Here is a 19,936-nt window from a genome sequence, read left to right as displayed (position 1 = left end):
CGGGGATTTTTTATGTGCGATCAATCAGCCCAAGGGCGGATCAATCTTCGCGGTAGCGACGCAGCTTCAGCTGCTTACCGGCAACGCGAGTGTCTTTCAGCTTGGCCAGCAGTTTTTCCAGGCCGTCTTCCGGCAGTTCCACCAGGGAGAAGCTGTCACGGACCTGAATGCGACCGATCGCTTCACGTGCCAGGCCACCCTCGTTGAGGATAGCGCCCAGCAGGTTCTTGGCTGCGATGCCATCACGCGCGCCCAGCGCGGTACGGCAGCGAGCACGGCCTTCAGCCAATGGAACCGGAGCGCGACGCTCACGATCACCACGGTCTGGACGGTCACCGGTACGCTCTGGACGATCACCGCGTGGCGCGTTGTTCGGAACCAGTGGGCGTTCTTTCTCGATGGCTGCCAGGGTCAGGGCCTGACCGTTGGTTGCTTTGCGCAGCAGAGCTGCAGCCAGGGCACGTGGGGTGCAACCGATATCGGCAGTCAGGCGGTCCAGCAGTTCGCCGTGGGTCGATTCAGCATCAGCCACCAGCGGCGACAAGCTGTTGGTCAGTTTCTTGATGCGCGCATCGAGAACAGCCTGGGCATCCGGCAGGCGGACTTCGGCAACTTTCTGACCGGTAACGCGCTCGATCACTTGCAGCATGCGGCGCTCACGTGGAGTCACCAGCAGCAGTGCACGACCTTCGCGACCGGCACGGCCGGTACGGCCGATACGGTGAACGTAGGACTCTGGGTCGTACGGCATGTCAACGTTGAACACGTGGGTGATACGTGGAACGTCGAGGCCACGGGCAGCAACGTCGGTCGCCACAACGATGTCCAGACGGCCATCCTTGAGGGAGTCGATCACGCGCTCACGTTGGTTCTGGGCAATGTCACCGTTCAGCGCAGCGGCTTTGTAGCCTTTGGCTTCCAGGGCACTGGCCAGGTCCAGGGTCGCTTGCTTGGTGCGCACGAACATGATCAGGGCGTCGAAGTCTTCAACTTCCAGCAGGCTCAATACAGCCGAGGTCTTCTGGTCAGCGTGAACCAACAGGTGAGCCTGTTCGATCGCGGTAACGGTCTGAGTCTTGGTCTGGATCTTCACGTGTTGCGGATCGCGCAGGTGGCGTTCGGCAATGGCACGGATCGACTGTGGCAGGGTCGCCGAGAACAGTACGGTCTGACGGGTCGGTGGCAGTGCCTTGAAGATGACTTCCAGGTCATCCATGAAGCCCAGCTTCAACATTTCGTCAGCTTCGTCCAGAACCAGGTGGTTCACGGTCGACAGGACTTTTTCGTCACGACGCAGGTGGTCGCACAGACGGCCCGGGGTGGCGACAACGATCTGTGCGCCGTTACGGATTGCTTTCAGTTGTGGGCCCATAGGCGCGCCGCCGTAAACGGCCACAACGGTTACGCCTGGCATTTGCTTGGCGTAGGTTTCGAAAGCGGTTGCTACTTGCAGCGCCAACTCACGGGTTGGCGCCAGGATCAGGGCTTGCGGCTCGCGCTTGGCAGGATCGATGCAATGCAGAATAGGCAGGGCGAACGCGGCGGTTTTACCGGTACCGGTTTGCGCCTGGCCAATCATGTCCTGGCCGGCCATGATGATCGGGATCGATTGCTGCTGAATAGCCGAAGGTTCTTCGTAGCCAGTCGCGATGACGGCAGCAAGAATGTTCGGGTTAAGATTAAAAGCGGCGAAGCCGCCGGTTTCCTGGGTCATGGGTCTGCCTCTAAGTGCATCCGCAAAGACCCATGCTCCAAAGCTGCGCATGCCGTGTTGAGACTCAAGAGTCGCCCTGGCTGCTTTGTCGGCGGGGATTTGCGAAAACGAATGAATGAAAAAGATTCGTCAAGGGAGAGTCCGCTATGCGGACGTGCAGCCGAAGCTGACTTCGGGGAATTGCGCTACCTAAACGCGGCCCGGTTAAAGGCCGGCGCGCACTATACCGGAAATACCTGAAAAAGGGAGCTTTTTTTATCTGAAAGCGCCGATAAACCGCGCTGCGTCACAGTCTTTGCAGATACCCGCTCCAGGGTCTATTTTTCAAAGGCCCGGCCCTGTTGGTCATAACACTTAAACGCTTCACCTATCCATCAAGACCCTTTGGTCTGAAACCTTAACCAAGCCCTGAGGGCCCACCCGATGAATCAAGCCAACAGCCGTCGCGTCAGCCGTGAATTACAGGGCCATGTCCTGCTGTTGGGCCTGAACCGGGTGGAAAAGCGCAACGCCTTTGACCTGGAGTTGCTCAATGAGCTAAGCCTGGCCTACGGCGAATTTGATCGAAACGACGACGCCCGGGTCGCCGTGGTGTTTGCCCACGGCGACCACTTCACCGCCGGGCTGGACCTGGCCAATGTCAGCGGCGTGATGTCGGGCGGCTGGCAACCGCCCTTGGGTGGGTGCGATCCGTGGGGCGTGTTCGCCGGGCCCAGGGTCAGCAAACCGGTGATCGTCGCGGCTCAGGGTTACTGCCTGACTATCGGTATCGAGTTGATGCTGGCGGCGGATATCAATATTTGCGCGAGCAACACGCGCTTTGCGCAGATGGAAGTACAGCGTGGGATCTTTCCGTTTGGCGGCGCGACATTGCGCTTCCATCAAGTGGCCGGTTGGGGAAATGCAATGCGCTGGTTGCTCACCGGTGATGAATTCGACGCGCATGAAGCGCTGCGTCTCGGGCTGGTGCAGGAAGTGATGGCCAGTGAAGACCTGCTGCCCCGTGCCATCGAACTGGCCAGCCGCATTGCCCGCCAGGCGCCGCTGGGCGTACAGGCGACGTTGATGTCGGCGCGTCAGGCGCGCATGGAGGGCGAGACCGTCGCGGCGGCAGGGTTGCAGCCATTGGTGGAGAAGCTACTCAACAGCGAAGATGCCAAAGAGGGTGTGCGGGCGATGATTGAGAAGCGCCCGGGGGTGTTCAAAGGTATTTGAACACCCAGCTGACGCCATCGCGGGCAAGCCCGCTCCCACACTTGGAATGCATTTCAAATGTGGGAGCGGGCTTGCTCGCGAAGGCGTCGGAACAGTCGACTAGGTCGCCGGCCGAATAGCCTTGATCAACGCCTGCAACGAATACCCCAACCGCGGCGCCAGCGCTTCGGCACGGGCCGACAGCGCAGGCAGGTCCAATTCCTGATCAAGCTCCGAAGGCACCAGCAGAATCACATTGCCCTCCTTCACCGGCAGCTCCCAGTAGTGCCGGTGATACAACCCGCGCAGCAAGGCCGCGCCCAGTGGTTTGCCGTCGTCGGTCGCCCACTGGTTGATCACCAGCCAGCCACCCGGGTTGAGTTTCTTTTGGCAGTTTTCCAGAAAGGTCCAGGCCAGATGCCCGACGCCCGGGCCAACATCGGTGTACAGGTCGACGAAAATCAGGTCGGCCGTCTCCGCGGTGTCGAGCAATTGCAGCGCGTCACCAATGCGGATGTACAGGCGCGGATCGTCATCCAGCCCCAGGTACTCAATAGCCAGGCGTGGCACATCCGGGCGCAGCTCGATGGCTTCGACGTCTTCCAGCGGCAGGAACTTGAGGCACGCCTGGGTCAGCGTGCCGGCGCCAAGGCCCAGGAACAGCGCGCTTTCCGGCTGCTCATGGCACAACGCACCAATCAACATTGCACGGGTGTAGTCGTACTCCAGCCAGCTCGGGTCGGCGGTAAATACGCAACTTTGCTCGATGGCATCGCCAAACTCGAGAAACCGGTAATCGGCCACTTCGAGCACACGGATCATGCCGAAATCATCATGGACTTCGGCCAGCAGGCGCTCGACACGCTCCTCGGTCATCACTACTCCTAAAGGGTTTACCGCACGGCAAAGGCGCGATTGTCGGCCAACCGGCGGCAACAGGTCACGCACTAATTGCTGATAACATTGGCGCCCGACCGTCAATCAACCAATCGAGTTCACGATGAGCCAACCCTGGAGCCCCGATAGCTGGCGCGCCCTGCCGATCCAGCAACAACCCCAGTACCCGGACGCTGCACACTTGCTGCAAGTGGAGCAGAACCTGGCCAGCTACCCGCCACTGGTGTTTGCCGGGGAAGCCCGCGAGTTGCGCCGTCAGTTTGCCGAAGTGACCCAGGGCCGCGCATTCCTGTTGCAGGGCGGCGACTGCGCCGAGAGCTTCGCCGAGTTCTCGGCTGCAAAAATCCGCGACACCTTCAAGGTGCTGCTGCAGATGGCGATTGTGATGACCTTCGCCGCCGGCTGCCCGGTGGTGAAAGTAGGGCGCATGGCCGGCCAGTTCGCCAAGCCGCGCTCGGCCAACGATGAAACCATCGACGGCATTACCCTGCCCGCCTACCGCGGCGACATCGTCAACGGCATCGGTTTCGACGAAAAAAGCCGCGTGCCGGACCCTGACCGCCTGCTGCAGTCCTATCACCAGTCCACCGCCACGCTTAACCTGCTGCGCGCGTTTGCCCAAGGCGGTTTTGCCGACCTGCATCAAGTGCACAAGTGGAACCTGGACTTCATCGCCAACTCCGCGCTGGCCGAGAAGTACAGCCAACTGGCGGACCGCATCGACGAAACCCTGGCCTTCATGCGCGCCTGCGGCATGGACAGCTCGCCGCAGCTGCGCGAAACCAGCTTCTTCACCGCCCACGAAGCGCTGCTGCTCAACTATGAACAGGCCTTCGTGCGCCGCGACAGCCTGACCAACGACTACTACGACTGCTCGGCCCACATGTTGTGGATCGGCGACCGCACCCGTCAGTTGGACGGTGCCCACGTCGAATTCCTGCGCGGGGTCAACAACCCGATCGGCGTCAAGGTCGGCCCGAGCATGAACCCGGAGGACCTGATCCGCCTGATCGACATCCTCAACCCGGACAACGACCCCGGCCGCCTCAACCTGATCGCGCGCATGGGCGCAGGCAAGGTCGGCGACCACCTGCCCAACCTGATCCGCGCCGTGCAGCGTGAAGGCAAGCAGGTGCTGTGGAGCTCGGACCCGATGCATGGCAACACCATCAAGGCCAGCAGCGGCTACAAGACCCGCGACTTTGCGCAGATTCTTGGCGAGGTGAAGGAGTTCTTCCAGGTGCATCAGGCCGAGGGCTCGTATGCCGGCGGGATTCATATCGAGATGACCGGGCAGAACGTTACCGAATGCATCGGCGGTGCACGGCCGATCACCGAAGATGGCTTGTCGGACCGCTACCACACCCATTGCGACCCACGGATGAATGCCGATCAGTCGCTGGAACTGGCGTTCCTGATTGCCGAGACCTTAAAACAGGTCAAACGCTGAGACGTTGACTTGACCGGCCGACGCCATCGCGAGCAAGCCCGGCTCCCACATTCCACCGCGTACTCCTGTGGGAGTCGGGCTTGCCCGCGATGGGGCCCTAAAGGCCACTATCCAAGTCGAGCATTGCCGCTCTTAACCGAGCGGCACTCGGCCGCTGACAATTGAGCTGGACCTGTTCCAACCCCAACCAGTCAGCCATTTGCCGCAGGTTCAACGCCAGTGCCTGCATCCCCGCTTCGTCCAGCCCCGGCTCTTCTTCGTGCACTGCATGCACCGCCAGGCGCCCGTTGGCGCGTTCGGCGCGCAGGTCCACACGCGCAGCGATCCGTTCGTTGTTCAAAAACGGCAGCACGTAGTAGCCGTACACCCGTTTTGCCTGCGGGGTGTAGATCTCCAGCCGATAGCGGAAACCGAACAGACGCTCGGTGCGGCTGCGCTCCCAGATCAGCGAATCGAACGGCGACAGCAATGCACTGGCCACCACCTTGCGGGATACTTTCGGCTCGGGCAGGCAGTAAGCCGGTTGCGTCCAGCCCTGCACCCGGCACGCCAGCAGTTGCCCATCCTCGACCAACTCCGCCAGGCGGTTACGGCCGTCGGCGGGGTCCAGGCGGAAATAATCGCGCAGGTCCTTTTCGGTTGCCACACCCAATGCACTCGCACTGTGCAGCAGCAAGCCGCGCTGGGCCTCAGCTTCGCTCAAGGTAGCCTGGTGAAGGATGTCGCCGGGGATGACCCGCTCCGGCAAATCGTAGAGCCGCTCAAAACCACGCCGCCCGGCGACGGTGACCAGGCCGGCAGCGAACAGCCATTCGAGCGCATGTTTTTCATCACTCCAATCCCACCAGGGGCCGGCGCGCTCTTCACGGGTGGACAAACTGCCCGCGCCCAACGCGCCCAGCTCCTCGACGGCGCGCAGGACGCGATGAACAGTGGCCTGCTGTTCACGCCCAAAACGCGCCATCTGCGCATAAATCCCCTGCCCCAGCTTTGCCCTTTCCATGCGCCAGCGCATCAACGGGTACAACGCCATCGGCAGCAAAGAGGCCTCATGGCCCCAATATTCAAATAGCGAGCGCCGCCGCCCCTGGCTCCAGGCGGCGTCCTCAAGGAGCAAAGGGGCGTAATGACCCAGGCGGGAAAACAGCGGCAGGTAGTGGGAGCGCACCACCGCATTGACCGAATCGATCTGCAACACGCCCAAGCGATCAATCACGCGGTTGAGGTGCGCAGCCTTGATCACTGCAGGCGCCTGGCGCCCGGAAAAACCCTGGGCCGCCAGCGCCATGCGTCGAGCTTGCTTGAGTGAAAAACACAGGTCGACGGGCATGGAATTCTCCGTATGGGCTCGCCGACTACCCTACTGCATCCTGGGTCACTTGCGCAGCGGGTCTTGCCAGAAATGCAGGTGACGGTCCTGCTCCACGTCGCCACGATTGAGCCCGATGTCCTTGAGCGCATCATCACTCAAGTTCGCCAGCACCTGACGCTCATGGTGCAGCGCCTGCCAACGGGCCACCACCTGAAACAGCCCGAAAAACGGGCGTTTCGTCATCAACACAAAACCTTTCTGACCTTTCATCTTCTCGCCCTCCAGTGGGGATGACGAGAGTGTGTGCCCGGCCTTATGATCAATCCAACGAATGTTTCTTATGCAATACATCTCGGAGATTGATCAATTGTCCGGCTACCCGAGCATCGACACAGAAGTGCTGCGCACCTTCGTCGCCATCGCCGATCAGGGCGGGTTTACCCGTGCTGGCGAGCTGGTCAATCGCACGCAATCGGCGGTGAGCATGCAGATGAAGCGCCTGGAAGAAGACGTGCTGCAACGCAAGCTATTCGAACGCGACGGCCGCCAGGTGCGACTGACACCTGAAGGCCAGGTCCTGCTGGGCTATGCGCGGCGCATTCTCAAGCTGCACAGCGAAGTGTTCAACACCCTGCGCGAGCCCCATATGGTCGGATTGGTGCGCATCGGTACGCCGGACGATTACGTGATGCGCTTCCTGCCGGGGATTCTCAAGCGGTTCTCCAAAGCGTACCCGCTGATCCAGATCGAAATGCACTGCGAATCGTCATTGGTGTTGATGCAGCGCCGCGATCTGGCCCTGACGGTGATCAGCCGGGAGCCAGGGAGTGAAATCGGCGAACTGTTGCGCAATGAGCGCATGGTCTGGGCGGCGGCGCCATGCTTCTGTGTGGACGAGCATGAGTCGCTGCCGCTGGCCATTTCCGGGGTGGACAGTTTCTGCACCCACTGGACCCGCTCCGCCCTCGAATCCATTGGGCGCGACTATCGCCTGGCCTACCACAGCTCCAACGGGGCGGCGATCCAGGCGGTAGTCAGCGCAGGCCTGGCAGTGACCGTCAGCATGGAAAGCCTGGTGACAGACGACCTGCGCGTACTCGGCAGTGACGAGGGATTTCCGCCGTTGCCGTCGGTTAATTTGCGGCTGCTGCGCAACCCGGCCATGACTTCGCCGATCACCGAATGCCTGGCCGAGTACATCCTCGAAGGCTTCAAACTTTAAAGGTCAGCATCACCGCGCACACCGCCAGAAAACCGCAGAACAAGCCGCGCAGCACCCGCTCCGGCAGCGCGTGGGCAACTTTCACGCCCCAACTGATACTCAACAGGCCACCCACCGCCAGTGGAACGCCGATCATCCAGTCCACTTCGTGGTGCCAGGCGTAGGTGACCAGGGTGACGCCGGTGCTGGGCAACGCCAAGGCCAGGGACAGGCCTTGGGCGACCACCTGGGAGGTGCCGAACAGGCTGGTCAACACCGGCGTGGCGACCACCGCCCCGCCCACTCCAAACAAACCGCCCATGGAACCGGAAGCGGCACCCAGCACGCCGAGCCAGGGCCAGGAATACCGCATCTGCGCAGTCAGTGGCGCATTACGGGTGAACATGCGCAACAGGTTGTACGCCGACAGCGTCAGCAAGAACGCGATAAAACCGATGCGCATGGCGCCGGCATCCAGGCCGACTGCCCAGATCGAGCCGAGCCAGGCGAAGCAGAAGCCCATGACGCCCAACGGGAGCGCGTGGCGCAGTTCGATGCGGTTGCGCTGGTGGTAACGCCACAGGGCCAGCATTACGTTGGGCACCACCATCACCAGCGCCGTGCCTTGCGCAAGCTGTTGATCGAGGCCGAACAACACGCCGAGTACCGGGATCGCAATCAGCCCGCCACCAATGCCGAACAGGCCGCCCACGGTGCCGAGGGCCGCGCCCAATACCAGATACATCGCTAGATCCAACACCGCTCATTACTCCAAAAGCCCAGGCCTCGCATGCTACGCAGTCGACTCTGGCGCGCAAAGGCACAGCAACGCACAATGGCTGTGCCAATCTCGCATAAGCGTTCGCCGATGAACCCGAATACCCTGACTGATCAACTGGGCCTGTTTCTTGATGTACTCGAGACCGGTAGCTTTTCCGCCGCCGCCCGCCGCCATCCGCTGACCCCGTCGGCAGTGGCCCGGCGCATCGACAGCCTGGAAAACTCGGTGGGCAGCCGCTTGTTTCAGCGCAGCACCCACGCGGTGGTGCCGACCCCGGCCGGCCTGGCCTTTGCGGAGCGAGCGCGGCGAATCGTCAGCGAGTTGCAGTTGGCGCGTGCCGAGGCGGTGTCGTTGAGCCATGCGCCGGAAGGCTTGATTCGTGTGGACGCCCCGGCCGCGTTCGGGCGACGGCACTTGGCGCCGGTGATTGCGGACTTTTTGAACGTATACCCGGGGCTGGATGTGCACCTGCATTTGATCGACAGTTTCGTCGATATGCAGGGAGCGCACCTGGGCAAGGTCGACCTGGTGCTGCGCGCGGGGCATATCGTCGATACCCGCCTGATCGCCACACCCTTGGCCAGCATCGTGCGTATCGCCTGCGCCAGCCCGGCGTACCTGAAAAACCGTGGCACGCCGACCCATCCCCGGGACCTGAGCGAGCATGACGGGCTCGACTGGGACGGCCTGGCGCCGATGTTCGCCTGGCGCTTTGAACTGGACGGGCGCCGCGCCACCTATCGCCCGCGGCGCATTCGCATGAGTGCCAATAACGCCGAAGCGCTGCTCTCGGGCGCTCTCGCCGGGCTGGGTATTGCGCATCTGCCGACCTGGCTGGCCAGTGAATACCTGGTGCGTGGCGAACTGCTGCCACTGTTTTGCGAAAACGGCCTGCCCAGCCCGGAAACCACCGGCATCTATGCCCTGCGCCTGGAACAGCAGGCCAATGCCCGTAGCCGGTTGTTGCTGGAATACCTCAAGTCGCGCTTCAGCCCCGTGCCACCGTGGGATCTGGCACTGCAAAGCGGCCTGGTCTGACTACTCGGCCAGAATTATCTGGCGCATTAAAGATTTGCCCGCTAGATTCCAGCTCAGACACGCTTTTTCGAGGCACCGCCATGAGCAAAAATCCCGCCCCTTGCGAATCCCTGATGCTGGACAACCAGCTGTGTTTCGCCCTGCACTCCACTTCGCTGCTGATGACCAAGGTTTACAAGCCCTTGCTGCAAGCCCTCGGCCTGACCTATCCGCAGTACCTGGCCATGATGGTGCTGTGGGAAGAAGATGGTTTGACCGTCGGCGAAATCAGCAGCCGTCTGCTGACCGATCCGGGCTCCCTGACACCCTTGCTCAAGCGCCTGGAAGCCGAAGGCCTGCTCAGCCGCACCCGCAGCCGTGAAGATGAGCGCGTGGTAGTGGTGGAGCTCACCGCCGCCGGCCGCGGCTTGCAGGAAAAAGCCAAGGGGATTCCCCACTGCATCCTCGGCGCCAGCGGCCTGGAGCTGGAGCAGTTGCGCACGTTGCAAAGCGATTTGATTGCATTGCGGGGAAAGCTGCAGGCTAACGTCTGACGCGGTAGACCAAACGCCAACTACCAAATGTGGGAGTTGGCTTGCCTGCGATCGTGGTACTTCAGTCATGAATACATCGACTGACACACCGTAATCGCAGGCAAGCCAGCTCCCACATTTGTTTGTGTGGTGGGCCAGTAGATTACGCAATGCAAAATTTTTTGTAATTTATCTTGCGCACTAAACATTAGCGCTATACATTTGCCTCACCAACTACTTAGCGCGCAAACATTTAGCGCTAACAACCCAAAAGGACGACACCATGCAAACTCTCTATACCGCAGTAGCCACCGCCACCGGCGGCCGTGATGGTCGTGCGGTTTCCAGCGACAACATCCTCGACGTCAAACTTTCTACCCCCAAAGAGCTGGGCGGTGCCGGCGGCCAAGCCACCAACCCTGAACAACTGTTTGCCGCCGGCTACTCGGCTTGCTTTATCGGTGCCCTGAAGTTCGTCGCCAGCCAGACCAAGCGCAAAATCCCGGATGACGCTTCGATCACCGCCCACGTCGGCATTGGTCAAATCCCCGGTGGTTTCGGCCTGGACATCGACCTGCACGTGAGCTTGCCGGGCCTGGCCCAAGATGATGCGCAAAGCCTGGTCGATGCCGCTCACCAAGTCTGCCCATACTCCAACGCCACCCGTGGCAACGTCGATGTGCGCCTGCACGTGACGGTCTGATTAATAAACGCCCATAAAAAAACCCGACGCCAGGTCGGGTTTTTTTCGTATCGGCAGGGCCAGAATTACTTCTTGGCGCGACCTTTGTACGAACCGCCTTCGCGGGTGTCGATCTCGATCATGTCGCCGATCTCGATGAAGTCTGCAACGGCCAGTTCGGTACCGTTTTTCAATTTGGCAGGTTTCATTACCTTGCCCGAAGTGTCGCCGCGAGCGGAACCTTCGGTGTAGTCAACCTGACGCACGATGGTGGTCGGCAGCTCTACGGAAACCAGGCGGTCTTCAAAGAAGATAGCTTCGCAGACGTCTTCCATACCTTCTTCCACGAACGGCAGAACGGCTTCGATATCTTCAGCGTTCAGTTCGTACATGGTGTAGTCGGAAGTGTCCATGAACGTGTAGGTGTCGCCGCTGATGAAGGACAGGGTCGCTTCTTTGCGGTCGAGGATCACGTCGTCCAGTTTGTCATCGGCGCTGTAGACGATCTCGGTCTTGTAACCGGTCAGCAGGTTCTTCAGCTTGGTCTTCATGATTGCGCTGTTACGACCAGACTTGGTGAACTCAGCTTTCTGAACCAGCCAAGGGTCGTTTTCGAGACGGATCACTGTACCGGGTTTCAGTTCTTTACCAGTTTTCATTGCGTATATCCGAAATTTGGATGGGATTTACAAAAATCAAGGTCGCGTATCATATCCAACTTTCATAAAACTGTACCAGCGCCGTCGCAAGATCGGCCTGCAAGCCTTGTTCCAGACACCACGTCTCGGCGTTCTGAGACACCTCAGGCCAGTGCTCCAGCAGCATTTTCCACGGTTGTGCCATATCGCCATCAGCGTTCCAGGCTTGCCAGAGCGCAACCAGCGCGACTTTGGCTGCCGGCGATAAGGCCGCGGTGTAGAGCTCGAGAAAAGCATCAAGCTTGTCCAGGTGGATGTCTTCATCCTGGCGATAGATGTGCCACAACAACGGGCGCCCGGCCCACTGGGCGCGTACGAACGAGTCTTCGCCGCGCACGGCGTTGAAGTCGCAGCACCACAGCAGGCGGTCATATTGTTCCTGGCGTACGAACGGCAGTACCTGCACGGTCAGGGCATCACGCTGATGGATATCCCCCACCGCCAGCCCTTCTACACCGAGCCAACGCTGTACATCGCCGAGGATGCGCCCTTCCGGCACCAATAGATGAGTGGCACGCCCGTCCGTCGCCAACACCTCCAGCCAACTGGCGAGCCCGGCGTTTTCGTAGGCAAACAGCAACATCAACCGTGTACCAATCGCAGGAAATACGCCCAGCGCTTGCAGGAATTGTTGCTGCGCGGCGCGATCCTGCTGAAAGGCATGACGCTGCTCCAGCAAGCCGGACTCTCGCAGCAACCCACCCGTACCCGGGCGAAAGCCAGGGAAGAAAAAGTACTTCTGCACGCCCTTGAACTTCACCGACGGCAAGCGATGGCACCCCACCACCCAGTCTTCAGCGCTAAGGTAATCCAGGTTCATCCACAACGGCGTGCGTTCCCGAGCGGCCATGGCTTCCATATAATCGGGCGGCAACTGGCAAGCGAAAGCGGCAATGACGACATCGGCAGAGGGCGTGTCGTGCCACGGCGCCGGCCAGTGGCGAACCTCCACACCCTCTTGCCATTGCTGGTCCAGTCGCACATCAATTTCGGGGCACATGCGCTCGAAGGCGCGTAGGTCATCGACCCACAAGCGCACTTCGCACCCATGCTCCACCACCAATTGCCGGGCCAGGCGCCAGGTCACGCCAATGTCGCCGTAGTTGTCGACGACGCTGCAAAAAATATCCCAGCGGGCTTTCATTCCGGGCTCCAACGCTCAAAGGCTCGATTGTCCGCATAAATGCGCTGATGCAGAAGGCTTGATCGCGATTATTCTGCACAGTGGCTGTGCGACAATCGCCGTCACGCCGCAACTACCTGCCAGGAGACAATCATGTCTGATCGTCCGTTATCGCTGTTCAAACTCAGTATGGCTGTGGCTTTTGGCCTGTGGCTTGGGTTTATCGCCATCGTGCTGACCGCGTGGCTGGCATCGCGCTACGTGTTTGTGCAAACCCTGGCGCCGGTTGCTCAGGCGGTTCAACAATTGGGCAAGCCCGCGGTTGTTGCGCCAGAGCCACCGAACCGCATGTTCGAGCAGTATCAGGAGAACCTGCGCAAGCAGGAACAACAGCAAACCCTGGACCAGGCGCGCAACAATGCGCGCAACCTGTCCAACCCCAAATGCCAGTTCTGGCTGCAGCAGGACCAGAACGCCCCCAATGAAAAGAGCAAGGCGAACGTCCTGCAATTTTGCGAATGATCAAGCACAGCCATGAATAAACACGCCGTTCACCAGTTGATCCTGGAAAAGCTCACCGTCGACCTCGACATCGCCCAGCGCGCCGCGCAGACCGCCTACGAAACCGCGACCCACGAAGAAAACATTGCGGAAAACAAGTACGACACGCTGGGGCTGGAAGCTTCCTACCTGGCGGCCGGGCAGGCCAAACGCGTCGAGGAAATCAAACAGGCGCTGACGCTGTGCCATACCCTGCAACTGCGTGCCTATGATGATCAGCGCGGCATAGAAGTCGGTGCGCTACTGGGGCTGGAGGACGAGAACGGTCGCCAGCAGTGGCTGTTCCTGGCGCCGGATGCAGCAGGTCTGAAAGTGGATGTGGTGGGGCAACCGATAACCGTCATCACCCCGCGCTCGCCTCTGGGCAAAAGCCTGTTGGGCAAGTTCGAAGGTGATGAGGTGGAGATTCTGGTGGCAGGCGCTCGGCAACATTTTACGGTTACCGAGGCCAAATAAACCACTCAGTGGACGGGCAATTCTACGCCGTCGAACAGCTCTTCCAGTTCCTGCTTATTGTGGCACTGGATCGCCTTGGCCATGACTTCGCGGGTCAAGTGCGGTGCGAACTTCTCGATGAAATCGCACATGAAGCCGCGCAGGAATGTGCCACGACGGAAGCCGATTTTGGTCACGCTGGACTCGAACAGCTCACTGGCGTCGAGTACCACCAGGTCTTTGTCGAGGTTGGTGTCGACCGCCATCTTGGCGACGATCCCCACGCCCAGGCCCAGGCGCACGTAAGTCTTGATCACGTCGGCGTCGGCGGCGGTGAACACCACTTTCGGGGTGAGGCCGCGATGGCTGAAGGCTTCGTCGAGCTTGGAGCGGCCGGTAAAACCGAACACGTAAGTCACGATCGGGTATTCAGCCAGGGCTTCCAGGGTCAACTTCGGCAGCTTGGCCAGCGGGTGACCCTGGGGCACGACGACGCAACGGTTCCAGCGGTAGCACGGCATCATCACCAGGTCGCCGAACAGCTCCAGGGCTTCGGTGGCAATGGCGAAGTCAACGGTGCCATCAGCGGCCATCTCGGCGATCTGCATCGGCGAACCCTGGTGCATGTGCAACGCCACGTCGGGGTACTGCTTGATGAAATCGCGGATCACCGGCGGCAAGGCATAACGCGCCTGGGTGTGGGTGGTGGCGATCGACAGGGTGCCTTTCTTCTCGTTGGAGAACTCCTGGGCAATCTGCTTGATGCTTTCGACTTTACGCAGGATCTCGCCGGCGGTGGTGATGATGCGCTCGCCAGCCGGGGTGACGCGGGTCAGGTGCTTGCCGCTGCGCGCGAACACTTCGACGCCCAGCTCGTCTTCGAGCAGGCGGATCTGCTTGCTGATACCGGGTTGCGAGGTGTAGAGGCTTTGAGCGGTAGCGGAAACGTTGAGGTCGTGGTGCGCCACTTCCCAGATGTAGCGCAGTTGTTGAAGCTTCATAGATGTCCCTCAAAGCAAATAGACGCCACGGGTATCAGCGACGGTATATAACTATATTAAAGGTCAGACGGATAAATCTAGAACTTTTTATCGCTTTTACCGATCAACTGTCATCACTGCGCCGACGCTGCAGCGACGGCACCATGTAAACCGGCACTGTCGCCAGTTGCAGCACCCTCGCTGCCGTGCGCCCGAGCGGTGTGGCGGCGGCGGTTGCATGGCTGTGACTACCTACGATCAGCAGGTCGACGGAAAGTTTACGCAGCTGGTCGAGAATCACCTCGCACGGGTCCCCCTGAATCACACGCACCGAGCGAATCAACTTCAAGTCTTGCTCCCCTTCCCCCAACTCCTCGCGAAAACTGTCCAGTACCCGCTGCTCAATCGTCGCCATCACGGTGTTAAGCCCCTGGCTTTGCCATTCACTCAAGGCTTTCTCATCAAGATAGCTCTGCAACACCGATTCGGCGAACAGCCCAATCGGCTCGACCACATGGATCACATACAAATCCGCCTTGAACGTTCGGGCCAGCGCCAGCGCGTGTTGCATGACATATGGCGCATACAGACCAAGGTCCGTGGCATACAGCATCGAACGAATCATAGAACCTCCTGGACTGCCAGGATGGCGGGGATTGAATGAGCTTAGCAGCGCCTTGACGACTTCGGCTGACTTAGCGCTCGGTCTGGATTTTCAGCTCATTACTGATGCCATGGGGCACATGCCCGGTGGCCACCACCTCCCTGGCTTTCTCACAATGACCGGCCTGGTCATCGAAAAACACGTCAGCGGCAAACGCCTCCAGAAATGCAGATTTCTCCAGGCCGCCAAGGAACAGCGACTCGTCCAGGCGGATATCCCATTCGCGCAATGTGCGAATCACGCGCTCATGCGAGGGCGCCGAGCGCGCAGTCACCAGCGCCGTGCGGATCGGGCACGCGTCATCCGCGAACTCACGTTGCAACAGGTTGAGCGCCGCAAGGAAGCCCTTGAACGGACCGCCGTGCAAAGGCTGGCGCGCCGACTCGCGCTCGCTGGCCTGAAACGCCTCGAGCCCGCCGGCCTGGTACACACGCTCCGACTCATCGGAAAACAGCACTGCATCACCGTCGAACGCAATCCGCAGTTCTTCACTCGATGCCCGACGCGCACCGCCCGACAGAATCGTCGCCGCCGCAAAACCGGCATCGAGTGCGCTGCGCACGTCTTCAGCATGGGTCGAAAGAAACAGATGGCAACCAAACGCAGCCAAATAAGGATAGGGACTACGCCCGCCGACGAAAGCAGCACGGGAAATATCCAGACCGTAATGCTGGATCGAATTGAACACCCGCAAGCCGGTATCGGCACTGTTGCGCGACACCAATACCACCTCGACGCGAGCACGCCCCAGGCTGGCGTTAAGACTGAGCAACTTCTTGACCAGTGGGAACGCGTCGCCGGGCTCGAGGGTTTCTTCCTCGTGTTCGATCTGGTATTTGCGGTAAGCCTCCACACCTTCGGCCAGGTAGACCTTGTGGCTGTCGCTCAGGTCGAACAGTGCCCGCGACGAAATCGCCAGCACCAACTTGTCGCCCAATCCTTTCGCCATGGTGTGCCCCCCGAATCAGCGGTTGTGCCGATCAATAAAACTCAATGCCTGATAAAGCGCTTCCATGCGTGGCAATTCGCAACCTGCGGCTTTGGCGGCGGCCAGTGGCCGTGCGTAAATCGCCGCCAACTCCAGCGGGCGTTTGTGCACATGGTCGTGGTACATGCTCGGCAGGTAGTCAACCATGGTTTCGGTCATGGCGAACATCTGCTCGGCATAACTGGCAGGGATTTCATGACCGCAGGCATGGGCGCCCTTCACCAATTCAGCCATCAATGCCTGGATCAGTTCGCGGCTCGATTCATCCGCCATCATTGCGGTAGTGCCGGTGCCCAACAACACGGAGAGGCCGTTGTAAGGCACATTCCACACCAGCTTGTGCCAGCGGGCCAAGTGGACGCTGGCCATGGCCTGGGACTCGATACCGGCCTTGTGAAAGAGCGCGGCGCCCTCTTCGACAATCGCCTTCTGGCGCGCCTCATCATTGGCCGCCGTGCCACTGTGATAGCCAAGATTGACCCGGCCCAGGGCCTGATGCTCGACGACGCCAGGCGCGGCACGATGCACGCCGATATAACACAGGCCGCCCAGCAGGTGCAGCGACGGCGGCAGGTGTTCACGCAGGCTGTCTTCGACGTCGAGGCCGTTTTGCAACAGCACCACCCTGGCGTCCGGCGCTGCGACCTGGGCGATGGTTGGGGCCAGGTCCACATTGCCGGTGGACTTGGTCCCGACCAACAGCCAATCGCAGGCAGGCATATCGGCGGCGCGGGCATAAGCCTGCACCGGGTGCAAGTGCAACTGGCCATGCAGCGTGCTGTTGAGGCGCAGGCCATGTTCGCTGACCGCTGCATATTCGCTGCGCAACAGAAAGTGCACATCGAACCCGGCCCGCGCCAGCATCACCCCATAGAACCCACCGATCGCACCGGTGCCAATAATGCCAATACGTGGAGACGACTCGGGTGCAACTGCGCTCATGGCAAATCCTCTGGTGTGCGGGTGAGTGCGTGATTCACCGCGTCGGTAAGGTCTTTATTCGTAAGGCGTGACTGTAATTGCCCAAGAAATTGACCCTCGCACACGAGGAACAACGCGGGCAAATGAAAGATCTGGTAGCGCTCGACCGCTCCGCCGTTGTTCCCGGCATCGACCCAGCACACGCGGTCCACCGGCAACGTCCAACTCGGTAACTGCTGGCGTGCCCAGCGGCAACTGGAGCAGCCTACGCTGGTAAACACCACCAGCGAAATACCTGGCAATCCCAGCAATTGCTGGTCAATATCCAGGTCGGTCAATTCCTGTTCCTTCACTATACTGCTGCCACTGCCGTCAACTGGACGGCGCTCGGAGTCCGTGTACATGGGTCGTTTTTTACCTCACCCTGATGATGTCGCTGTCGAGTTGATCCAACGTCCCTCCCCTGCCATTCCCCGGCAACGCCTGCACACTATCGGCCTGGGCGGCGTCGCCTGCAATTGCCCGCGTGCCTTGCGCCAGGGCACAGCCGTTGATTTGTACATCCCGTCCCTTGGCGCCACCGCCCGTTATCCGGGCTATGTAGCCTGGTGCCGCAAAGTCGACCAGGGCTATCGCGTCGGCATCTCTTTTACCGATGAGCACGCGTTGTTCGGTGCACGCATGGGCGAGCAAGTGTGCCAGATAGAACGCTACTGTCGCCTGCACGAAGACACGGAGCCGACCCCTGCCCAGCTCGAAGCCATGGCTCGCGAGTGGGTCTCGCGCCATGCCGTTGAGTTCTCCCACGAGGCTTTTGTGGCGCCAGCGCTGGATTAAAGCCGGTTTTGCCCATTGTCGCGGGCCCGTGTTACGCGCTAAGGTTCCTCCCCCCTGCATTCAAATCATGCTGTGCTCCGCCGCACGGGGATGGCTGGCGGCCGGCACCCGTGACCCTGACGAGTAACACGATGGCTGATTTACCGATCAATGACCTAAACGTCGAATCCAACGAGACCCTGATCACGCCCGATCAGCTCAAGCGCGAAATCCCTCTGAGCGACGCTGCCCTGCAGACCGTCACCAAGGGCCGCGAAGTCATCCGTGACATTCTCGACGGCACCGACCACCGCCTCTTCGTCGTCATCGGGCCGTGCTCGATCCACGACCTCAAGGCGGCCCACGAATACGCCGAGCGGCTCAAGGTACTGGCGGCGGAAGTGTCCGACACCCTGTACCTGGTGATGCGCGTCTATTTCGAAAAACCGCGGACCACCGTCGGCTGGAAAGGCTTGATCAACGACCCGTACCTGGACGACTCGTTCAAGATTCAGGACGGCTTGCACATTGGTCGTCAGTTGCTGCTGGACCTCGCCGAAATGGGCCTGCCCACCGCCACCGAAGCCCTCGACCCGATCTCCCCGCAATACCTGCAGGACCTGATCAGCTGGTCGGCCATCGGCGCGCGCACCACCGAATCCCAGACCCACCGCGAAATGGCGTCCGGCCTGTCTTCGGCCGTGGGCTTCAAGAACGGCACCGATGGCGGCCTGACGGTCGCGATCAACGCGCTGCAATCGGTTTCCAGCCCGCACCGTTTCCTCGGTATCAACCAGGAAGGTGGCGTGTCCATCGTCACCACCAAGGGCAACGCGTATGGCCACGTGGTATTGCGCGGTGGCAACGGCAAGCCGAACTATGATTCGGTCAGCGTTGCACTGTGCGAACAGGCGCTGAACAAAGCCAAGATCAAGCCGAACATCATGGTCGACTGCAGCCACGCCAACTCCAACAAGGACCCGGCCCTGCAACCGCTGGTGATGGAAAACGTCGCCAACCAGATTCTTGAAGGCAACCAGTCGATTATCGGTCTGATGGTCGAGAGCCACTTGAACTGGGGCTGCCAGGCGATTCCAAAAGACCTGGCCGACTTGCAGTACGGCGTGTCGATCACCGATGCCTGCATCGACTGGGCCGCCACCGAAACCACCCTGCGCAGCATGCACGCCAAGCTCAAGGACGTGTTGCCCAAACGCAAACGCACCTGAACCACGCAATTGCGCACACAAAAACGCCGGGCTAAGCCCGGCGTTTTTGTGTGCGACTGATCAGTTACAGCTTCGCGGCATGGTGCTGGTGGCGCTCCATGTAGCGTTCGACGTAGGAGCACGAAGGGATGACTGTGTACCCGGCGTCTTCTGCGAACTTCAACGCTTCCTCGGTCAACGCAGCAGCAATGCCACGGCCACGCAGTGCGTTGGGCACGAAGGTACGATAGATGTCCAGGGTCTGCTTCCCGAGGTCCATATAGGTCAGATAGGCACGATGACCGTCCACATTGGTCTCGAACTGATGACCAGCCTGGTCATGGTGGATGGACAACGCCTCGCTCATCACTACTCCTCGCGGGTCTTGAATTTCGACCCCTACCTTACCGATGTTTTTCCGGCGAAGGAACATCTACGCCACCCCGTGCCGGTTTCGACAACGAGAAAACCTATAGCGCTCACAACCAGCACGTAGAGAATAGTAGGCACCAATCCTGCAATAGCTCAAGGCGCACTCGTCATCCCCTGCCGCTGGTGGTTACAGAAAGAGCCTCGATCAATCAGCAATCGATAGCCTGAACATTGCCGGCAGTTGAAGCTTGAGACGAACTGCCGCTCTTAAAGTCACCTCTACATGCGCAAAAGATACCGGGTGAGGCAAAGGCAACCTGAAAAAAAGTGTCAACGTCGATATATAAATCTTCACGTGTTTGGCAGGCCCAACACATGCGGGCCGGACC

23 protein-coding genes are annotated in these 19,936 nt (G+C 60.3%); 10 read left to right on the top strand and 13 right to left on the bottom strand.

Annotated elements, in window-relative coordinates; all coding sequences use genetic code 11:
• Positions 1-40: 40 nt before the first annotated feature.
• Complete coding sequence (locus ACI77D_RS17775; RefSeq protein WP_053255160.1) at positions 41-1,714, bottom strand: DEAD/DEAH box helicase; 1,674 nt, start codon at positions 1,712-1,714, stop codon at positions 41-43.
• Positions 1,715-2,137: 423 nt separating this feature from the next.
• Here ACI77D_RS17775 and ACI77D_RS17770 point away from each other — a divergent pair, with 423 nt between their 5' ends.
• The gene (locus tag ACI77D_RS17770) at positions 2,138-2,929 is read left to right on the top strand and encodes a crotonase/enoyl-CoA hydratase family protein (RefSeq protein ID WP_064451546.1); all 792 of its coding nucleotides are present in this window, start codon (positions 2,138-2,140) and stop codon (positions 2,927-2,929) included.
• Between the two features lie 99 nt (positions 2,930-3,028).
• Here the strand turns inward: ACI77D_RS17770 and ACI77D_RS17765 are convergent, their stop codons facing one another.
• On the bottom strand, positions 3,029-3,784 hold the full coding sequence (locus ACI77D_RS17765; protein ID WP_128591332.1) for a spermidine synthase: 756 nt from the start codon (positions 3,782-3,784) through the stop codon (positions 3,029-3,031).
• A gap of 124 nt (positions 3,785-3,908) precedes the next feature.
• On the opposite strand from ACI77D_RS17765, the gene ACI77D_RS17760 reads away from it, so the two are divergent.
• Positions 3,909-5,255, top strand: coding sequence for a class II 3-deoxy-7-phosphoheptulonate synthase (locus ACI77D_RS17760; protein WP_064451544.1), 1,347 nt, complete (start codon positions 3,909-3,911; stop codon positions 5,253-5,255).
• 97 nt (positions 5,256-5,352) lie between these two features.
• Here the strand turns inward: ACI77D_RS17760 and ACI77D_RS17755 are convergent, their stop codons facing one another.
• Entirely contained in the window at positions 5,353-6,585 is a 1,233-nt protein-coding gene (locus tag ACI77D_RS17755; RefSeq protein WP_407017144.1) for a winged helix-turn-helix domain-containing protein, read from the bottom strand.
• Positions 6,586-6,630: 45 nt separating this feature from the next.
• A complete protein-coding gene (locus tag ACI77D_RS17750) occupies positions 6,631-6,837 on the bottom strand; it encodes a DUF1127 domain-containing protein (protein WP_064451542.1) in 207 nt (68 codons plus the stop codon).
• Positions 6,838-6,907: 70 nt separating this feature from the next.
• Here ACI77D_RS17750 and ACI77D_RS17745 point away from each other — a divergent pair, with 70 nt between their 5' ends.
• Entirely contained in the window at positions 6,908-7,789 is an 882-nt protein-coding gene (locus ACI77D_RS17745; protein ID WP_407017143.1) for a LysR family transcriptional regulator, read from the top strand.
• Here the strand turns inward: ACI77D_RS17745 and ACI77D_RS17740 are convergent.
• Complete coding sequence (locus tag ACI77D_RS17740; protein WP_407017142.1) at positions 7,779-8,528, bottom strand: sulfite exporter TauE/SafE family protein; 750 nt, start codon at positions 8,526-8,528, stop codon at positions 7,779-7,781. The genes ACI77D_RS17745 and ACI77D_RS17740 overlap by 11 nt on opposite strands.
• Positions 8,529-8,636: 108 nt before the next feature.
• On the opposite strand from ACI77D_RS17740, the gene ACI77D_RS17735 reads away from it, so the two are divergent.
• From ACI77D_RS17735 to ACI77D_RS17725, 3 genes are all read left to right on the top strand, one after another.
• Positions 8,637-9,587: a LysR family transcriptional regulator gene (locus ACI77D_RS17735; RefSeq protein ID WP_064454883.1), complete on the top strand. Its 951-nt coding sequence runs from the start codon at positions 8,637-8,639 to the stop codon at positions 9,585-9,587.
• 80 nt (positions 9,588-9,667) lie between these two features.
• Positions 9,668-10,120, top strand: coding sequence for a MarR family winged helix-turn-helix transcriptional regulator (locus ACI77D_RS17730; protein ID WP_064451539.1), 453 nt, complete (start codon positions 9,668-9,670; stop codon positions 10,118-10,120).
• Between the two features lie 262 nt (positions 10,121-10,382).
• On the top strand, positions 10,383-10,802 hold the full coding sequence (locus ACI77D_RS17725; RefSeq protein ID WP_034126737.1) for an organic hydroperoxide resistance protein: 420 nt from the start codon (positions 10,383-10,385) through the stop codon (positions 10,800-10,802).
• 65 nt (positions 10,803-10,867) lie between these two features.
• On the opposite strand, the gene ACI77D_RS17720 is transcribed toward ACI77D_RS17725, so the two are convergent.
• Positions 10,868-11,440: an elongation factor P gene (locus tag ACI77D_RS17720; protein WP_064451538.1), complete on the bottom strand. Its 573-nt coding sequence runs from the start codon at positions 11,438-11,440 to the stop codon at positions 10,868-10,870.
• A 49-nt stretch (positions 11,441-11,489) separates the two neighbouring features.
• Complete coding sequence (gene earP / locus ACI77D_RS17715; RefSeq protein ID WP_407017141.1) at positions 11,490-12,623, bottom strand: elongation factor P maturation arginine rhamnosyltransferase EarP; 1,134 nt, start codon at positions 12,621-12,623, stop codon at positions 11,490-11,492.
• A 132-nt stretch (positions 12,624-12,755) separates the two neighbouring features.
• Between earP and ACI77D_RS17710 the strand changes: the two genes are divergently transcribed.
• Complete coding sequence (locus ACI77D_RS17710) at positions 12,756-13,124, top strand: hypothetical protein (RefSeq protein ID WP_064451536.1); 369 nt, start codon at positions 12,756-12,758, stop codon at positions 13,122-13,124.
• Between the two features lie 12 nt (positions 13,125-13,136).
• Complete coding sequence (locus ACI77D_RS17705; RefSeq protein ID WP_262667404.1) at positions 13,137-13,619, top strand: GreA/GreB family elongation factor; 483 nt, start codon at positions 13,137-13,139, stop codon at positions 13,617-13,619.
• 5 nt (positions 13,620-13,624) lie between these two features.
• Here the strand turns inward: ACI77D_RS17705 and cysB are convergent, their stop codons facing one another.
• From cysB to ACI77D_RS17680, 5 genes are all read right to left on the bottom strand, one after another.
• The gene (gene cysB / locus ACI77D_RS17700; RefSeq protein WP_003189876.1) at positions 13,625-14,599 is read right to left on the bottom strand and encodes an HTH-type transcriptional regulator CysB; all 975 of its coding nucleotides are present in this window, start codon (positions 14,597-14,599) and stop codon (positions 13,625-13,627) included.
• 103 nt (positions 14,600-14,702) lie between these two features.
• Positions 14,703-15,203, bottom strand: coding sequence for a universal stress protein (locus ACI77D_RS17695; RefSeq protein WP_221294281.1), 501 nt, complete (start codon positions 15,201-15,203; stop codon positions 14,703-14,705).
• Between the two features lie 70 nt (positions 15,204-15,273).
• Entirely contained in the window at positions 15,274-16,191 is a 918-nt protein-coding gene (locus ACI77D_RS17690; protein ID WP_064451533.1) for a 5'-nucleotidase, read from the bottom strand.
• 15 nt (positions 16,192-16,206) lie between these two features.
• Entirely contained in the window at positions 16,207-17,172 is a 966-nt protein-coding gene (locus tag ACI77D_RS17685) for a putative 2-dehydropantoate 2-reductase (protein WP_407017140.1), read from the bottom strand.
• Positions 17,169-17,555 carry a hypothetical protein gene (locus tag ACI77D_RS17680; protein WP_064451531.1) on the bottom strand — a complete coding sequence of 129 codons (387 nt, stop codon included), beginning with the start codon at positions 17,553-17,555 and terminating at the stop codon, positions 17,169-17,171. Before ACI77D_RS17680 ends, ACI77D_RS17685 begins: the two co-directional genes overlap by 4 nt.
• Between ACI77D_RS17680 and ACI77D_RS17675 the strand changes: the two genes are divergently transcribed.
• Together ACI77D_RS17675 and ACI77D_RS17670 are read left to right on the top strand one after the other, a co-directional pair.
• Positions 17,554-17,988 carry a PilZ domain-containing protein gene (locus ACI77D_RS17675; RefSeq protein WP_064451530.1) on the top strand — a complete coding sequence of 145 codons (435 nt, stop codon included), beginning with the start codon at positions 17,554-17,556 and terminating at the stop codon, positions 17,986-17,988. The two genes, ACI77D_RS17680 and ACI77D_RS17675, sit on opposite strands and share 2 nt — an antisense overlap.
• A gap of 131 nt (positions 17,989-18,119) precedes the next feature.
• Positions 18,120-19,196 carry a 3-deoxy-7-phosphoheptulonate synthase gene (locus ACI77D_RS17670; RefSeq protein ID WP_053255142.1) on the top strand — a complete coding sequence of 359 codons (1,077 nt, stop codon included), beginning with the start codon at positions 18,120-18,122 and terminating at the stop codon, positions 19,194-19,196.
• 64 nt (positions 19,197-19,260) lie between these two features.
• Here the strand turns inward: ACI77D_RS17670 and ACI77D_RS17665 are convergent, their stop codons facing one another.
• Entirely contained in the window at positions 19,261-19,542 is a 282-nt protein-coding gene (locus ACI77D_RS17665; RefSeq protein WP_407017174.1) for a GNAT family N-acetyltransferase, read from the bottom strand.
• Positions 19,543-19,936 lie beyond the last annotated feature (394 nt).

The organism is Pseudomonas sp. O39, assembly GCF_045447295.1.
Lineage (GTDB): Bacteria > Pseudomonadota > Gammaproteobacteria > Pseudomonadales > Pseudomonadaceae > Aquipseudomonas > Aquipseudomonas antarctica_A.
This window is presented reverse-complemented; position numbering and strand designations above follow the sequence as displayed.